Source organism: Pseudomonas sp. NCIMB 10586 (assembly GCF_023127895.1).
GTDB lineage: Bacteria > Pseudomonadota > Gammaproteobacteria > Pseudomonadales > Pseudomonadaceae > Aquipseudomonas > Aquipseudomonas synxantha_A.
The window spans coordinates 51,683-68,058 of sequence record NZ_SPKQ01000042.1; the positions used below are offsets into that span (position 1 = coordinate 51,683).

Genomic DNA, 16,376 nt, shown 5'->3' on the forward strand with positions numbered 1-16,376 from the left:
AACCCGTGTGGGAGCTGGCTTGCCTGCGATACAGGCACCTCGGTAGTTCCAGTGATACCGCGGTGATGCTATCGCAGGCAAGCCAGCTCCCACATGGACCGCGTCCAGGCAAAGGACGTGTATTTTTCAAAGGGGACAAACAACAAGGGGGCGAATCTTCATCCGCCCCCTGTGTGTCCGCTTATTCCTGCGGTTCTTCTTCGTCTGCGGCAGCATCGAGGGTTGGCTCGTCGACGTTGTCATCGCCGGCTGCGATCACCTCGCCGTCGAACTCCTCGCCTTCCAGCTCTTCACCTTCAACTTCCGAAGGCTCCTGCACACGCTCCAGGCCGACCAGTTTTTCATCCTTGGCCAGCTTGATCAGGGTCACGCCCTGGGTATTACGGCCCAGGCTCGACACTTCAGCCACACGGGTACGCACCAGCGTCCCCTGGTCGGAAATCAGCATGATCTCCTCGCCATCAAGCACCTGTACCGCGCCAACCAGGCGGCCGTTGCGGTCGTTGCTGACCATGGCGATCACGCCCTGGCCGCCACGCTTGTACTCCGGGAACTCGCTGATGGCAGTGCGCTTGCCATAGCCACGCTCGGAAGCGGTGAGGATCTGGCTGCCTTCTTCCGGGATCAGCATCGAAATCAGCTTCTGCCCTTCCGGCAGGCGCATACCACGTACACCGCGGGCGGTACGGCCCATCGCGCGCACGTCGGATTCCTTGAAGCGCGTAACCTTGCCGCCATCGGAGAACAGCATGACTTCGCGCTCACCATCGGTAATGGCGGCGGAAATCAGTACGTCACCTTCATCCAGCTCCAGGGCGATCAGGCCCACGCTGCGTTGACGGCTGAAGGATTCCAGCGGGGTCTTCTTCACGGTGCCCTTGGCGGTAGCCATGAAGATGAAGTGACCTTCGGTGTATTCCTCGACCGGCAGCATGGTGGTGATGTATTCATCACTGTCCAGCGGCAGCAGGTTGACCAATGGGCGACCACGGGCAGCACGGGAAGCTTCCGGGATTTCGTAGGTTTTGAGCCAGTACACCTTGCCCTTGCTGGAGAACAGCAGCAGCGTGGTGTGGCTGTTGGCGACCAGCAGGTGAGCGATGTAGTCCTCATCCTTGACGCCGGTAGCCGATTTACCTTTACCGCCACGACGCTGGGCCTGATACGCAGCCAACGGCTGGGTCTTGGCATAGCCACCGTGGGAGATGGTCACGACGCGCTCTTCTTCCGGGATCATGTCACCCAGGGTCAGGTCCAGGCGCGCATCGAGGATTTCGGTGCGGCGCACGTCGCCGTACTCGGCGCGGATCACTTCCAGTTCTTCGCGGATCACTTCCATCAGGCGCACAGCACTGCTGAGGATGCGGATCAACTCGCCGATCTGGTTGAGGATCTCCTGGTACTCGGCCAGCAGCTTCTCGTGCTCAAGGCCGGTCAGGCGATGCAGGCGCAGTTCCAGGATGGCCTGGGCCTGCTCCGGCGACAGGAAGTACTTGCCTTCGCGCAGGCCGTATTGCGGGTCCAGGGTTTCCGGACGGCAAGAATCGGCGCCTGCGCGCTCAACCATGGCCACCACGGCACTGGATTCCCAAGGTGTGCTGATCAACGCTTCCTTGGCTTCCGACGGGGTTGGCGAGGCCTTGATCAGGGCGATCACCGGATCGATGTTCGACAACGCAACGGCCTGGCCTTCCAGGATGTGGCCGCGCTCGCGAGCCTTGCGCAGTTCGAACACGGTACGGCGGGTGACCACTTCGCGACGGTGACGTACGAAGGCTTCCAGCAGGTCCTTGAGGTTCAGGATGCGTGGGCGGCCGTCGATCAGTGCAACCACGTTGATACCAAACACGCTTTGCAGCTGGGTCTGAGCGTAGAGGTTGTTGAGGATCACCTCAGGCACTTCGCCACGACGCAGTTCGATCACCACGCGCATACCGTCTTTGTCGGACTCGTCGCGCAGTTCGGTAATGCCTTCGAGCTTCTTCTCTTTAACCAGCTCGGCGATCTTCTCGATCAGACGCGCCTTGTTCAACTGGTACGGGAGTTCGGTGATGACGATCTGCTGGCGGCCACCGACCTTGTCGATGTCTTCGATCATCGAACGGGCACGCATGTAAATGCGCCCGCGACCGGTGCGGTAGGCTTCGATGATGCCGGCGCGACCGTTGATGATCGCGGCGGTCGGGAAGTCCGGGCCGGGGATGTACTGCATCAGCTCATCGACAGTCAGCTCGGGGTTGTCGATGAGGGCCAGGCAACCATCGATGACTTCACCGAGGTTGTGCGGCGGGATGTTGGTGGCCATGCCCACGGCGATACCGCTGGAGCCGTTGACCAGCAGGTTGGGGATCTTGGTGGGCATGACGGCCGGGATCATTTCGGTGCCGTCGTAGTTCGGCACCCAGTCCACGGTTTCTTTATGCAGGTCGGCCAGCAGCTCGTGCGCCAGCTTGGTCATGCGCACTTCGGTGTATCGCATGGCCGCGGCGTTGTCGCCGTCGACCGAACCGAAGTTGCCCTGGCCGTCTACCAGCAGGTAGCGCAGGGAAAACGGCTGGGCCATCCGAACGATGGTGTCGTACACCGCAGTGTCGCCGTGAGGGTGATACTTACCGATCACGTCACCGACAACACGGGCAGATTTCTTGTACGGCTTGTTCCAGTCGTTACCCAGCTCGCTCATCGCGAACAGCACACGCCGGTGCACGGGCTTCAAGCCATCGCGCGCATCAGGCAGTGCCCGACCGACAATTACGCTCATCGCGTAGTCGAGGTAGGACTGTTTCAGCTCGTCTTCGATATTGACCGGGAGGATTTCTTTGGCCAGTTCGCCCATGAGAAGCCTGATTCCTTTTTCGGGTGAAACCTCGTCACATCCATTCGGGACGAACGAAGCTCGCCGCTGCCGGCACGGTGCCTGACAACGACTTACGACAAATCAACGAGTTATGACACGGATCTGCGCGTTATGAGCAACCCCTCGGGGCAGCCCTGGAAACCGCCGGATGTTATCACAATCGCCGCCACGCACCTATCCCCCTGATGCGCATGGAGGCTAGTAATTTGACGGATGACAGGCTTGAAGGGGACGAGAGGGGCTCAGAGGTGGGGTGATGCTGTTTTTTGAGGATGGATCCGAGGGTTTTATTGACTTTCGGGCCCAATCGGGGGCAAGCCCCCTCCCACACTTGAATTGTGAACACAGTCAAAATGTGGGAGGGGGGCTTGCCCCCGATTGCTATTTCACAGACACCACTGTCCTCAATGCAGCCGCTTACGGCACATCAACCTGGCCAATTTGGCAGTATCCGGCCGTTCGACCACGCCTTTCTCGGTCACGATCACATCAATCAGGTCGGCCGGGGTCACATCAAATACCGGATTAAACGCATCCACCTCCAGGCGCTGCCCCATGACGTCCAGCAGCTCAGCGGGATCGCGCGCCTCCAGTGCAACATCATCGCCAGTAGCCATCATCAAATCGAGCGTCGAACTCGACGCCACCACCATAAAGCGCACGCCATGGTGCATGGCACAGACGGCCAGCTGATAAGTGCCGATCTTGCTGATCACGTCGCCATTGGCGGCAATACAGTCAGCACCGACCACCACCCAGGTCACGCCTTTGGTCTTGAGGATATGCGCCCCGGCGGAGTCGGCATTCACCGTCACCGGGATGCCCTCGCCCGCCAACTCCCACGCCGTCAGGCGCGAGCCTTGCAGCCATGGACGGGTTTCGTTGACATAGACCTGCTCGACCAGCCCCTCCAGGAACGCCGCGCGAATCACGCCGTGGGCCGTGCCGACACCGCCCGTGGCCAATGCACCGGCGTTGCCATGGGTGAGGATCGCCTGGGCGTTGCCCTGGTGCTTGCGAATCCGCTCCATACCCAACTGGGCCATGACCACATTGGCCTCCCGGTCGCTTTCATGGATCACAATGGCCTGGGCTTCCAGCACGGCAACCGGGTCGGCGTGCTGCTTGAGGCGGTCCAGGCAGTCGCGCATATTCTTGAGTGCCCAGAACAGATTCGACCCGGTCGGGCGGCTATCGGCCAGCAGCGCGTAGTCTTCTTCCCACGCTGCCTGCCAGTCGCCACCCTCGGCAATGCGCTCACGGGCAGCCAGCACCAGGCCATAGGCGGCACTGATGCCGATGGCTGCTGAGCCCCGCACCACCATCGAACGAATGGCCTCGGCCACCGCCGCGACGGTATGGCAGGCCACCCAGCTCTCCCGGGACGGCAACACGCGCTGATCGAGCAGGTACAGCGCGCCGTCACGCCAATCGATGGCCTTCACTTTCTCTGCAGCCAACAGTCGGTCGCGCATCCCTTACCCCGCACTCATGAACAAAAGCCGCGGATTATAGCGATCCGCCAGCCAGGACGCTCGGGTATACTTCGCCCTTCTTTTATAGCTGCCTGGGAAGAAGCCTGCGATGACCTCCACTGCCGCCCCGCTCGACGTGTTGCTCTTGCCGACCTGGCTGGTACCGGTCGAACCTGCCGGCGTGGTGCTCAAAGAGCATGGTCTGGGCATCCGCGATGGGCGCATTGCCTTTATCGGCCCACGGGCCGCCGCATTGAAGCTGGCGGCCAATGAGGTGCGCGAACTGCCCGGCATGTTGCTCAGCCCCGGCTTGATCAACGCCCACGGCCATGCGGCAATGAGCCTGTTCCGTGGCTTGGCCGATGACCTGCCGTTGATGACCTGGCTGGAAAAACACATCTGGCCGGCCGAAGCCAAATGGGTCGATGAAGCCTTTGTGCGCGACGGCACCAACCTGGCCATCGCCGAACAGATCAAGGGCGGCATCACCTGCTTCTCCGACATGTACTTCTTCCCCAAGGTCGCCAGCGATTGCGTGCACAATAGCGGTATGCGCGCGCAGATCGCGATGCCGATCCTCGACTTCCCGATTCCCGGCGCCAGCACTGCCGACGAGGCGCTTCGCCAGGGCATCGAGCTGTTCGGCGACCTCAAGCACCACCCGCGCATCAAGATCACCTTCGGCCCTCACGCGCCCTACACCGTGTGCGACGCCAACCTGGAAAAGATCCGGGTGATCGCTGAAGAGCTGGACGCCGCGATCCATATGCATGTGCATGAAACCGCCTTTGAAGTACAACAAGCCGTGGAGCAGACCGGAGAGCGGCCATTGGCGCGCCTGGGTCGCCTCGGCTTGCTCGGGCCGCGCTTCCAGGCCGTTCACATGACCCAAATCAGCGAAGAAGACTTGGCTTTGCTGGTAGAAAGCAACACCAGCGTCATCCATTGCCCGGAATCGAACCTGAAACTGGCCAGCGGCTTTTGCCCGGTTGAGCGCTTGTGGCAGGCTGGGGTCAATGTGGCCATCGGCACCGACGGCGCCGCCAGCAACAATGACCTGGACCTGCTGGGCGAAACCCGTACCGCCGCGATGCTGGCCAAGGCCGTCGCCGGCTCGGCCACCGCCCTGGACGCCCACCGTGCCCTGCGCATGGCAACGCTCAACGGTGCACGGGCCATGGGCCTGGAAAGCGAGATTGGCTCGCTGGAAGTCGGCAAGGCCGCAGATATAGTCGCCTTCGATCTGTCGGGGCTGGCGCAACAACCGATCTACGATCCGGTCTCACAGCTTATATATGCCACCGGACGCGATTGCGTGAAACACCTTTGGGTCGCCGGCAAGCCATTGCTCGACGACCGGCAATTGACCCGCATGGATGAACAACAGTTGACCGCCACGGCCATTGCCTGGGGCCAACGCATCAGCGGGCACAGCGAATAACGAAGGTGCTGAGCCCATGCGCTCGGCACCCACTCACCGATTTTTCAGATTTAGAGGATTCATCATGAGCAACGTCGACCACGCCGAAATCGCCAAATTCGAAGCCCTCGCCCACCGCTGGTGGGACCGCGAGAGCGAGTTCAAACCCCTGCACGACATCAACCCGTTGCGGGTCAACTGGATTGACGAGCGCGTCAACCTGGCCGGCAAGAAGGTGCTGGATGTGGGTTGCGGCGGCGGCATCCTCAGCGAAGCCATGGCCCAGCGCGGCGCGACCGTGATGGGCATCGACATGGGCGAAGCGCCATTGGCCGTGGCGCAGTTGCACCAGCTCGAATCCGGCGTGAGCGTGGAATATCGCCAGATCACCGCCGAAGCCCTGGCCGAGGAAATGCCCGAGCAGTTCGACGTGGTGACCTGCCTTGAGATGCTGGAACACGTGCCGGACCCATCCTCGGTCATCCGTGCGTGCTTCCGTATGGTCAAGCCGGGCGGCCAGGTGTTCTTCTCCACCATCAACCGCAACCCCAAGGCTTACCTGTTCGCGATCATTGGCGCCGAATACATCATGAAGCTGCTGCCGCGTGGCACCCATGACTTCAAGAAATTCATCCGCCCCTCCGAGCTGGGTGCGTGGAGCCGTCAGGCCGGGCTGACCGTCAAGGACATCATCGGCCTGACCTACAACCCGCTGACCAAGCACTACAAGCTGGCCAGCGATGTTGACGTCAACTACATGATCCAGACCCTGCGCGAGGAGTAAGCCTGTGAAGTTGCGAGCGGTTCTCTTCGACATGGACGGTACCCTGCTGGATACCGCGCCGGACTTTATCGCCATCTGCCAGGCCATGCGCGCCGACCGCGGCCTGGAACCGATCAACCCGCAGCACATCCGCGATGAGATCTCCGGCGGTGCGCGGGCGATGGTTGCCGTGACCTTTTCGATGGATCCTGAATCGCCAGGCTTTGAAGAGCTGCGCCAGGAATTCCTCGATCGCTACCTCAAGGGCTGCGCGGTGCACAGCAAACTGTTCGACGGCATGGCCGAGTTGCTGGAAGACATCGAGAAGGCCAAGTTGATCTGGGGTGTGGTCACCAACAAGCCCGTGCGCTTTGCCGAACCGATCATGCAGCAACTGGGCCTGGCCGAGCGCTCGGCCGTGCTGATCTGCCCGGACCACGTGAAAAACAGCAAGCCGGACCCGGAGCCGATGATTCTGGCGTGCAAGCTGCTCGACCTCGACCCGGCGAGCGTATTGTTCGTGGGCGATGACCTACGTGATATCGAATCCGGCCGCGATGCCGGTACGCGCACGGCGGCGGTCACCTATGGCTATATCCACCCGGATGACAACCCACGTCACTGGGGCGCGGATGTGGTGGTGGATCACCCGCTGGAATTGCGCAAGGTGCTGGATAACGCGCTGTGCAGTTGCTGATGGCTCCCACACTCTAATGACCCATGAAGATTAAAAAATGTGGGAGGGGGCTTGCTCCCGATAGCTGTGGGTCAGTCAGTAAATGCAGTGACTGACACACTGCTATCGGGAGCAAGCCCCCTCCCACATTGGATTTTCAATGCACTCAAAATTGGTATTACCTACTGAATTTTGTCGAGGCTATTTATGTTTGATTATTCTGCCCCTCCAGAACTGCTCAAAGGCCGGGTCATCCTGGTCACCGGCGCCGGCCGCGGGATTGGCGCAGCAGCGGCAAAGACCTATGCCGCCCATGGCGCGACCGTGCTGTTGCTGGGCAAGACCGAAGCCAACCTGGCCCAGGTGTATGACCAGATCGAAGCCGCCGGCCAGCCGCAACCGGTGGTGATCCCGTTCAACCTGGAGACCGCCCTGCCCCATCAATACGATGAGCTGGCAGCGATGATCGAAAAAGAATTCGGCCGCCTCGACGGCCTGTTGCACAACGCCTCGATCATCGGCCCACGCACGCCCATCGAGCAGTTGTCCGGCGAGAATTTCATGCGCGTGATGCATGTGAACGTCAACGCGATGTTCATGCTGACCAGCACCTTGCTGCCGCTGCTCAAGCTGTCCCAGGATGCATCGGTGGTGTTCACCTCCAGCAGCGTCGGGCGCAAGGGGCGGGCGTACTGGGGGGCTTATGGTGTATCGAAGTTTGCCACCGAAGGCTTGATGCAAACCCTGGCCGATGAGCTGGAAGATGTAGCGGCAGTGCGCGCCAACAGCATCAACCCGGGCGGTACACGCACGAGTATGCGGGCCCAGGCGTATCCCGGTGAGAATCCGATGGAAAGGCCGGCGCCGGAAGACATCATGCCGGTGTACCTGTACCTGATGGGGCCGGACAGTGCGGGCATCAATGGGCAGGCGTTTGACGCGCAATAATAACTGACACAACCCAGATCAAAATGTGGGAGGGGGCTTGCTCCCTCCCACATTGATTCCCAGCAATCTTTAGTTTTTGACTACTTCTTCAAGGGTGAAACGGCCCAGCGGGTTCTGCAGGAAGTTGCTCACATTCTTGCGTGAAATATTGATGTACGGGCTGTAGTACAGGTCAATCCAGTTCACATCCTGTTTCGCCAGTTTCTGCAACTCGACATACATCTGCTCACGCTTGGCCGGGCCTGCCTCGACTCGCGCCGCAGCTACCAGCGCCTTGACCTTGTCGTTCTTGTAGCGGGTCATGTAGTTCTGGTTGGTGTCGTGGCCCAGCACGAAGGTGGTCTTCTGGTCCGGGTCGAGGATATCGTTGGTCCAGTACATCACCGAAATATCGTACTCACCGTCCACCAGCATCTGCCAGCTTTGGGTCGGGTCGACCTTTTGCAGGTTGGCGGTCACGCCGACCTTGGCCAACTGGTCCTTGATGATCACCGCAATCTGCTCGTCGGCCTCGTTGCCGGCGTTGACCACGTAGTTGAGCTTCAAGTCCTTGGCACCAGCCTCCTCCAGCAGTTTCCTGGCCTCAGTCGGGTCATAAGGACGTTGCAGGTTGTTGGCGTAGTGGTACAGCGAGCCTTTGGGAATGTAGGAATACGCCACGGTGCCTTGACCGTAAGTAGCGGTTTTCACCAGCGATTGTTTGTCGATGGCCATGTCCAATGCCTGGCGCACCTGCGGCTTGGCGAGCAAGCCGTGCTCGTGGTTGATCAACAAGTGATCTTCACGGGTGGACGGGTCGGCGTGGATCACCACGTTCTTGTCTTTCTTCAGCTCTTCGACCCGCGAGAACGGTACGAAGATCGCCGTGTCGAGTTCGTTGTTCTGCACCATGCGCATACGGGTGTTGTCGTCGGTCACCGACACCCACTCCACGCCGTCGAGGCTGACGTTATTGGCCTGCCAGAAATTCGGGTTCTTCTTCAGGATCACCCGGTCGCCCTTGCGCCACTCTTCCACGGTAAACGCGCCGGACGTCACCGGGTTTTCCGAGTAGGCGTCTTCACCCATCTCGATCATGGCTTTTTCCGACAGGATCGACACCGTCGGCGACGCCAGTTGCGAGAGGAAGGCCACCGCCGGGGTTTTCAAAGTGACCACCAGGGTCTTCGCATCGCTGGCCTTGGCGGTGTTGATCAGGCTGAACGGATCGCTCCACAACGACGCCTTGTTGTCACGAATGCGCAGCAGGCTGAACGCCGCGTCGGCGGCGGTGATCTTTGATCCGTCGGAGAACTTCGCTTCGCGCAGCTTGAAGGTATACGTCAGGCCGTCTTTGGAAATGTCCCAGCTTTCAGCCAGGCCCGGTTCCATCTTGGTGCCCAGGTTATCCACGCGCACCAGGGTGTCGTAGACGTTGGCAAACACCCAGGTGTCGCGGTTTTGCGCGCTTTTGATCGGGTCAAAGGTGGTGCTGTCTTCACGGCAGCCGATGGTGAGGACACCAGCGGCCTGGGCCAGTCCTGCGGTCAGCGACCAGGCGGTCAGCGTAGCGGCGGCGAGCAACTTCAAGTGGCGCGATTGCATATCACAACTCCTTGTTAATGAATGGCAGAGGTCAAGGCAAAGGTTCTTCAAGCACGCAACTGTACCGATGCTCGTGCAGGAAATGGGTCGGCGGCAACACCGCGGAACACACGGCTCGCGCATACCGGCAACGCGGGTGAAACGCACAGCCTGTAGGCAGATTCAGTGGGCTTGGTGGCTCACCCGGCAAGGGGTGCGCGGGCAATGGCCGATGCGGGTCAATCTCGGGAATCGCCTCGATCAACGCCGCCGTGTACGGATGACGCGGCGTGGTGAACACCGCCTCCACCGGCCCTTCTTCGACGATCTTGCCCAGGTACATCACCGCCACGCGGTCGCACAGGCGCCGCACGATGGCCAGGTCATGGGCGATAAACAGGATCGCCAGGTTCATGCGTTGTTGCAGTTCCAGCAGCAAGTTGATGATCTGGCCCTGGATCGACACATCCAGCGCGGCCACGCATTCATCGGCAATGATCAGGCGCGGCTCCACCGCCAGTGCCCGGGCGATACCCACGCGCTGGCATTGGCCGCCGCTGAGGGAGCCCGGTTTGCGCCCGGCCAACTCGGGGCGCAGGCCCACCAGTTCCAGCAGCTCGTTGACGCGTGCCGGGATCTGCTCCACAGCCACCTTGCGCTGCACGCGCAACACCTCGGCGAGGGTTTCGCCAATACTGTGCCGGGGGTTCAGCGCGGCGTACGGGTCCTGGAAAATCATCGCGGTTTCATGGCGCAGGCGGGCGATGTCGATGGCGCTGCCGTGCGCCATATCGATACCGTCAAACAGCACCTGGCCGGCGCTGATCGGGTTGAGGTGCAAAATCGCCCGGCCCAGGGTGCTCTTGCCGCTGCCGGACTCGCCCACCAAGCCGAGGGTTTCACCGGCGGCAAGGTTCAGCGACACCCCGTTCACCGCCCTCACCCACTGCTTGTTCAGGCCGAGCAGGCCACTGCCGGACGCGGCAAAGCGCACCTCCAGGTCCTTGATCTGCAACAGGCTCATGGGCGACCTCCCAGTGGATAGTGACAGGCCACGCGTGCGCCTTGGGGCAACAGCTCGGTGCATAAGGCCCCGGCCTGCGGGCAACGCGGATTAAAGCGGCAACCGTCAGGCAAGGCATCGAGCAACGGCGGCTGGCCAGGGATTGTGCGCAACAAGGCATGACCGCTGCTGTGGGCCGGCTGGCAGTCGATCAGCCCAGCGGTATAGGGATGTTGCGGCCGCGACAGCAGCTCGTATTTGCTGCCGTGCTCGCACAGGCGCCCGGCGTACATCACCGCGATGGAATCGCAGGTTTGCGCGACCACGCCCAGGTCATGGGTGATCATGATGATCGATAGGCCACGCTGGTCGCGCAGGTCGAGCAACAGGCGCAGGATTTGCGCCTGCACCGTCACATCCAGGGCCGTGGTCGGCTCGTCGGCAATCAGCACTTTCGGGTTGCAGCCCAGGGCCACAGCGATCATCGCGCGCTGGCGCATACCGCCGGAAAACTCATGGGGATAGTTGTCGACCCGCGCCTGCGGGTCAGGAATCCCGACCTGGCGCAGCACCTCGATAGCCTGCAAGCGGGCGTCCTTTTTCGACGCACCTTGATGCAGGCGGATGCCCTCGGCGATCTGCTCGCCAATGCGCATCAGCGGATCCAGGTGGCTGCTGGGGTTCTGGAAGATCATGCCCAGTTGCCCGCCACGCACGGCGCGCATACCGGCGTCATCCAGTTGCAGCAGGTCCTGGCCGGCCAGGCGTACGGCGCCGCCTTGCACACGCAGGCTGGGCGATGGCAGCAGGCGCATCAAGCCGCGGCAGGCCATGGTCTTGCCCGACCCGCTCTCACCCACCAGGCCGAGAATCTCACCTTCGGCCAGGTCGAAGGACACGCGATCCACCAAGGTGACATCACGCCCGCTGTTGTTGGCGATCACGCTGAGGTCGCGCACTTGCAGCAGGCTCACGAGCGGTCCCCCAACACTTGCGCGACACCGTCGGCCAACAGGCTGAAGCCCATGGCCAGGGTCACAATGGCCAACCCCGGGAAGGTGCAGATCCACCAGGCCGTGGTGATAAAGGCTTGCCCCTCGGCCACCATCGTCCCCCATTCCGCGGTAGGCGGTTGCACGCCCAGGCCCAGGTAACTCACGGCGGCGCCGTTGAGCAGCACCAGCACCGCGTCGGACATGGAAAACACGATGGAGCCAAACAGGGCATTGGGCAGCAAATGCAGGAACAGAATGCGCCCATGGCCAAACCCCAGGCTCTTGGCGGCCAGGGCAAACTCGCTTTCCTTGAGCACCAGGATCTGCGAGCGAATCAACCGCGCATACGACACCCAGCCCACCAGTGCCATGGCGATATAAAAGCTCTGCAAGCCAGGCCCCAGAATGGCCATGATCGCCAGCATCAGCACCAGGAACGGGAACGCCAGCACCACATCGATCACGCGCATACAGAAACTGTCGAAACGCCCACCCACATAACCGGACACCGCGCCGACGAAAGTGCCGATGATGAACGGGAAGATCACCCCGACAATCGCCAGTTGCAGGTCGATGCGCGCGCCCCAGATCACCCGCGATAACACATCCCGGCCGTAATTGTCGGTACCCAGCGGATGGGCAAGGCTGGGCGCCAGCAAACTCATGTCGGTGTTTTGCGCGATGGGGTCAAACGGTGCGATCCACGGCGCAAACAGCGCCAGGGCCAGCCACGTCAACAGGATCAGCAGGCCCCAGGCGGCGGTCAGGCGGCCATTGCGAAAGCCAAAGCGCAGGCGCAAGCGCCAGGGTGCAATCAGTGGGCGGCTGCTCATTGCATCTTCACCCGTGGGTCGAGCGCTACCGTCACTATGTCGGCGACGAAGTTGACCACCACCGTGGCGCAGGCCAGCACCATCGCCACGCCCTGCACCACCATGTAGTCACGGGTGAAAATACCGCGCACCAGCAATTGGCCGATGCCCGGAATCGCAAACAGGCTTTCGATGACCACCGTACCGCTGATCAGCCAGCCGATGTTGACCGCCAGCAGGTTGACGGCCGGCACCAGCGAGTTGGGCAGTACATGCCGACGAAACACCGCAGCCTCGGACAAGCCTCGGGCCCGGGCGGCGGTGACATGATCGGCCTGCAGCTCCATCAACATACTCGCCCGCAGGTTGCGCACCAGCACCGCCGACAGCGCCAGGGCGATGGTCAGGCACGGCAACACCATATGGTGGGCCTTGTCCAGCCAGGTCCGCCCATAGCCAGACACCGGGAACAGGCCCCATTGCACGCTCAGCAGCAGGATCAGCATCAAGCCCAGCCAGAATGCCGGCATCCCCAGGCCGACCGTGGTGAAAACGCGGATCAGGTTGTCCGCCCAACCGCCTTTGTGGCGCGCCGCTACTGTCGCCAGCGGCACCGCGATCAGCAACGCCAGGGCCACGCTGCCCAGCACCAGCACCAGCGTCGGCTCGATGCGGGTAACGATCAGTTTCAGCGCGTCGACCTTGTACAGCAGCGATTGGCCGAGGTCGCCCTTGAGCAGGTTTTTCAGGAAGTAGAAATATTGCAGCCACAAGGGCTGGTCGAGGCCGAACTGGGCACGGATTTTCAGCAGCGCATCCGGCGTACTGCGCGAGCCAAGCAAAGCCCGCGCTGGGTCGCCGGGGATCGAGCGCACCAACACAAAAGTGATCAGGCTGATGCCAAACAGCACCGGCAGCAGTTGCAACGGCCGGGACAGGACAAAACGGTAACGCGCCAGGTTCATCCGTCAGCCTCGGTTGCGAGCGAGAAAGTCCAGCAGCACCGGGAAGTATGCTTGAGGTTCCTCATAAAACGGCATATGGCTGCTATTGGGGAATACGTGCAGTTCGGCGTGTGTGGCGGCCAGCTTCATGCGCATGGCGCAGGCGGGGGTCAGTTCGTCGTGCTGGCCGGTAGTGATCAGGATCGGCATCCTGAATTCAGCCATCTCCTTGAGGCGGTTCCAGTCCTTGAGGTTGCCGATATAGAGGAACTCGTTGGGCCCCTGCATGGTTGCGTAGGGCCCCATGTTCCAGTCGCCCAGGGAGCGTTTGAGCGGCTCCGGCCACTCGTCGAGGCGGCACACATGGCGGTAGTTGAGCAAGGTGATGGCGGCCTGGTATTGCGGGTGGTCGAGGGTGCCCATGGCTTCGTGGCGTTGCATCATGGCCACGGTTTCGCTGCCCAGGGCGCCTCGCAGGCGTTCGAGTTCCTGGGACAGATGGGGAATGTCGCCGACGGTATTTTCCAGGATCAGGCTTTTCAGCGCATCGGGATAATGGATGGCGTATTCGATACCGAGCCAACCGCCCCAGGAATGCCCGAGCAAATGCACGCGGCCCAGGCCCAGGGCTTGGCGCACGGTCTCGACTTCTTCGACATAACGGCGGATTTCCCACAGCGCAACATCGGTCGGTCTGGCTGATGCGCCCGTGCCAAGCTGGTCGAATGCAACCACTCGCAGGTTATGCGCTTTGAGCCAGCCATGAGCGTCACGCAGATAGTCACACGGCAGGCCTGGGCCGCCGTTGAGACACAGCAGCACTTCATCGCCTTCGCCAAAGCTGTAGACCACGAGGTTATGGCCGTCGACTTGTACGTTGTACTGCTGGTCGGGGGCAATTTCACGCCACATGCATACATTCCTTGTGTTGTATCGGCCTGGCGGGTAGCGGCCGTTTATCAGGTCAACACTACCGAGGATACCGTGCGTCCATAACCTAGTATTTCCTATAGGTTTGGCCTGGCTGTCCTTCGCCGGGGCGTGGCATTCTACTTGCAGCAAGTCGAGATTCAAATGAATTCGGGAGCAGAACGGATGCTGGCCAAGCTGACCGCCTTCAATAATCGCCTCATGCCGGGCAGGAGCCTGGATGAACAGATGGACAATACGTTTATTCTTGCCCAACAACTGGGCTTCGATGCGCTGGTGTACGACTACACGCCGGTGCCCATCGACCTCAATGGCACGCTGATTACCCCCTCGGTGTTGCAACTGCGCAACACACCGCCCGACTGGCACGCCTTATGGTGCAGCGAAGGGTTTTACCAGATCGACCCGGTGCAGCACCTGGCGTTGAGCACGGTATCGCCGTTTGTCTGGTCCTATGAAGCGAAAACCGAGACTGCCCTGCAAAAAATCATCGACCCGTGCCACGCCCCCGTTTCCTCGTACCTGCACGAACGTGAGCTGACCTGCGGCGTCAGCGTGCCCATTCACTTGCCCCGTGGTGGCTTCGCATCGCTGACCGGCCTGCGCACCGGCAAGGCGCGCACGGTGTTGAAGGACGCACAGCACACATTGGCCGACTTCAGCCTGATCACCCATGCCCTGCAGGAAGCGGCTTACCCGTTGTTCAGCAAGGAACTGCGCGCCTACCCGCACATCCACCTGACCAAGCGCGAACGCGAATGCCTGAAATGGGCCGCCGATGGGCTGACCGCCGCCGAAATCGCCACCAAACTGAGCCGCTCCCTGGCAGTCGTCACCCTGCACCTGGCCTCGGCCATGCACAAACTGGGGGCTAAGAACCGCGTCCAAGCGGTGGTGCGGGCCACCCATTACCGCTTGCTGGAAGGTTGAGTTTTCGCAAAAACCTAGCTGTTTTGCTAGTTACCTAAACTTTTTGTTCAGATTATCGTAACCCTGATCATTTTTTTCAGAGGGTACGAAATGGAATTCATCGAAAAAGTTCGCGAAGGCTTCGCACCCTTTGGCGCCTACCAGACCTGGTATCGCGTCACCGGTGACCTGGGCACGGGCCGCACGCCGCTGGTGATCATCCATGGCGGCCCGGGCTGCACCCACGATTACGTCGATGCCTTCAAGGATGTCGCCGCCAGCGGCCACGCGGTGATCCACTATGACCAACTGGGCAACGGTCGCTCCACGCACCTGCCCCACAAAGATCCTTCGTTCTGGACCATCGGCCTGTTCCTCGACGAGTTGAACAACCTGCTGGACCACCTGCAGATCAGCGAGAACTACGCGATCCTCGGTCAATCCTGGGGCGGTATGCTGGGCAGCGAACACGCGATCTTGCAGCCCAAGGGCCTGCGCGCGTTTATCCCCGCCAACTCACCGACCTGTATGCGCACCTGGGTCAGCGAAGCCAATCGCCTGCGTAAACTGCTGCCCGAAGGCGTGCACGAAACCCTGCTCAAACATGAACAGGCCGGCACTTATCAAGACCCGGAATACCTGGCGGCCTCGCGGATTTTCTATGACCAGCACGTGTGCCGGGTCAACCCATGGCCCGAGGAAGTGGCGCGTACCTTCGCCCAGGTCGACGCAGACCCGACGGTGTACCACGCCATGAGCGGCCCGACTGAATTCCACGTGATCGGCAGCTTGAAGGACTGGAACGTGATTGGCCGCCTGGACGCGATCAAGGTGCCGACCCTGGTGATTTCCGGTAGGCATGACGAAGCCACACCGCTGGTGGTCAAGCCGTTTCTGGATGAGATAGCAGACGTGCGCTGGGCACTGTTTGAAGACTCCAGCCACATGCCCCATGTGGAAGAACGCCAGGCGTGCATGGGGACCGTGGTGAAGTTTTTGGATGAGGTGTGTTCAATGCCGCACAAAGCCCGCAAGGCTGGCTAGATTCCAATATGGGAGGGGGCTTGCTCCCGATGACGGT

The 16,376-nt window shown here is 61.2% G+C and carries 14 protein-coding genes; 6 read left to right on the forward strand and 8 right to left on the reverse strand.

Annotated features, from left to right (window positions below; genetic code table 11):
• Positions 1-181: 181 nt before the first annotated feature.
• Together gyrA and mtnA are read right to left on the reverse strand one after the other, a co-directional pair.
• Positions 182-2,836 (reverse strand): DNA gyrase subunit A, encoded by a 2,655-nt coding sequence (gene gyrA / locus E4P01_RS15500; protein WP_005786294.1) that lies wholly within the window; start codon positions 2,834-2,836, stop codon positions 182-184.
• A 425-nt stretch (positions 2,837-3,261) separates the two neighbouring features.
• On the reverse strand, positions 3,262-4,332 hold the full coding sequence (gene mtnA / locus E4P01_RS15505; RefSeq protein WP_078820661.1) for an S-methyl-5-thioribose-1-phosphate isomerase: 1,071 nt from the start codon (positions 4,330-4,332) through the stop codon (positions 3,262-3,264).
• 109 nt (positions 4,333-4,441) lie between these two features.
• Between mtnA and E4P01_RS15510 the strand changes: the two genes are divergently transcribed.
• The 4 genes from E4P01_RS15510 to E4P01_RS15525 all read left to right on the forward strand — a co-directional run bounded on the left by E4P01_RS15510 (position 4,442) and on the right by E4P01_RS15525 (position 8,139).
• Complete coding sequence (locus E4P01_RS15510) at positions 4,442-5,773, forward strand: TRZ/ATZ family hydrolase (RefSeq protein ID WP_078820660.1); 1,332 nt, start codon at positions 4,442-4,444, stop codon at positions 5,771-5,773.
• A gap of 64 nt (positions 5,774-5,837) precedes the next feature.
• The gene (gene ubiG, locus E4P01_RS15515; protein ID WP_003172645.1) at positions 5,838-6,536 is read left to right on the forward strand and encodes a bifunctional 2-polyprenyl-6-hydroxyphenol methylase/3-demethylubiquinol 3-O-methyltransferase UbiG; all 699 of its coding nucleotides are present in this window, start codon (positions 5,838-5,840) and stop codon (positions 6,534-6,536) included.
• Between the two features lie 4 nt (positions 6,537-6,540).
• Positions 6,541-7,212: an N-acetylmuramic acid 6-phosphate phosphatase MupP gene (mupP, locus tag E4P01_RS15520; RefSeq protein ID WP_032877180.1), complete on the forward strand. Its 672-nt coding sequence runs from the start codon at positions 6,541-6,543 to the stop codon at positions 7,210-7,212.
• Positions 7,213-7,398: 186 nt separating this feature from the next.
• Positions 7,399-8,139 (forward strand): YciK family oxidoreductase, encoded by a 741-nt coding sequence (locus E4P01_RS15525; protein ID WP_032877181.1) that lies wholly within the window; start codon positions 7,399-7,401, stop codon positions 8,137-8,139.
• A gap of 69 nt (positions 8,140-8,208) precedes the next feature.
• Here the strand turns inward: E4P01_RS15525 and E4P01_RS15530 are convergent, their stop codons facing one another.
• From E4P01_RS15530 to E4P01_RS15555, 6 genes are read right to left on the reverse strand one after another with little or no spacing between them, the layout of a single operon-like run.
• Positions 8,209-9,723, reverse strand: coding sequence for an ABC transporter substrate-binding protein (locus E4P01_RS15530; RefSeq protein ID WP_216090924.1), 1,515 nt, complete (start codon positions 9,721-9,723; stop codon positions 8,209-8,211).
• Between the two features lie 31 nt (positions 9,724-9,754).
• On the reverse strand, positions 9,755-10,726 hold the full coding sequence (locus E4P01_RS15535) for an ABC transporter ATP-binding protein (protein ID WP_032877183.1): 972 nt from the start codon (positions 10,724-10,726) through the stop codon (positions 9,755-9,757).
• On the reverse strand, positions 10,723-11,679 hold the full coding sequence (locus E4P01_RS15540; protein WP_216090923.1) for an ABC transporter ATP-binding protein: 957 nt from the start codon (positions 11,677-11,679) through the stop codon (positions 10,723-10,725). The genes E4P01_RS15535 and E4P01_RS15540 overlap by 4 nt, the downstream gene beginning before the upstream one ends.
• Entirely contained in the window at positions 11,676-12,533 is an 858-nt protein-coding gene (locus E4P01_RS15545; protein ID WP_078820656.1) for an ABC transporter permease, read from the reverse strand. Before E4P01_RS15545 ends, E4P01_RS15540 begins: the two co-directional genes overlap by 4 nt.
• Entirely contained in the window at positions 12,530-13,477 is a 948-nt protein-coding gene (locus E4P01_RS15550) for an ABC transporter permease (RefSeq protein WP_032877185.1), read from the reverse strand. The genes E4P01_RS15545 and E4P01_RS15550 overlap by 4 nt, the downstream gene beginning before the upstream one ends.
• A gap of 3 nt (positions 13,478-13,480) precedes the next feature.
• Positions 13,481-14,368: a proline iminopeptidase-family hydrolase gene (locus E4P01_RS15555; protein WP_032877186.1), complete on the reverse strand. Its 888-nt coding sequence runs from the start codon at positions 14,366-14,368 to the stop codon at positions 13,481-13,483.
• A 183-nt stretch (positions 14,369-14,551) separates the two neighbouring features.
• Here E4P01_RS15555 and E4P01_RS15560 point away from each other — a divergent pair, with 183 nt between their 5' ends.
• Together E4P01_RS15560 and E4P01_RS15565 are read left to right on the forward strand one after the other, a co-directional pair.
• Positions 14,552-15,316 (forward strand): LuxR family transcriptional regulator, encoded by a 765-nt coding sequence (locus tag E4P01_RS15560; RefSeq protein WP_005786276.1) that lies wholly within the window; start codon positions 14,552-14,554, stop codon positions 15,314-15,316.
• Between the two features lie 90 nt (positions 15,317-15,406).
• Positions 15,407-16,339 (forward strand): proline iminopeptidase-family hydrolase, encoded by a 933-nt coding sequence (locus E4P01_RS15565; RefSeq protein WP_103733561.1) that lies wholly within the window; start codon positions 15,407-15,409, stop codon positions 16,337-16,339.
• The last annotated feature ends 37 nt before the right edge of the window (positions 16,340-16,376 follow it).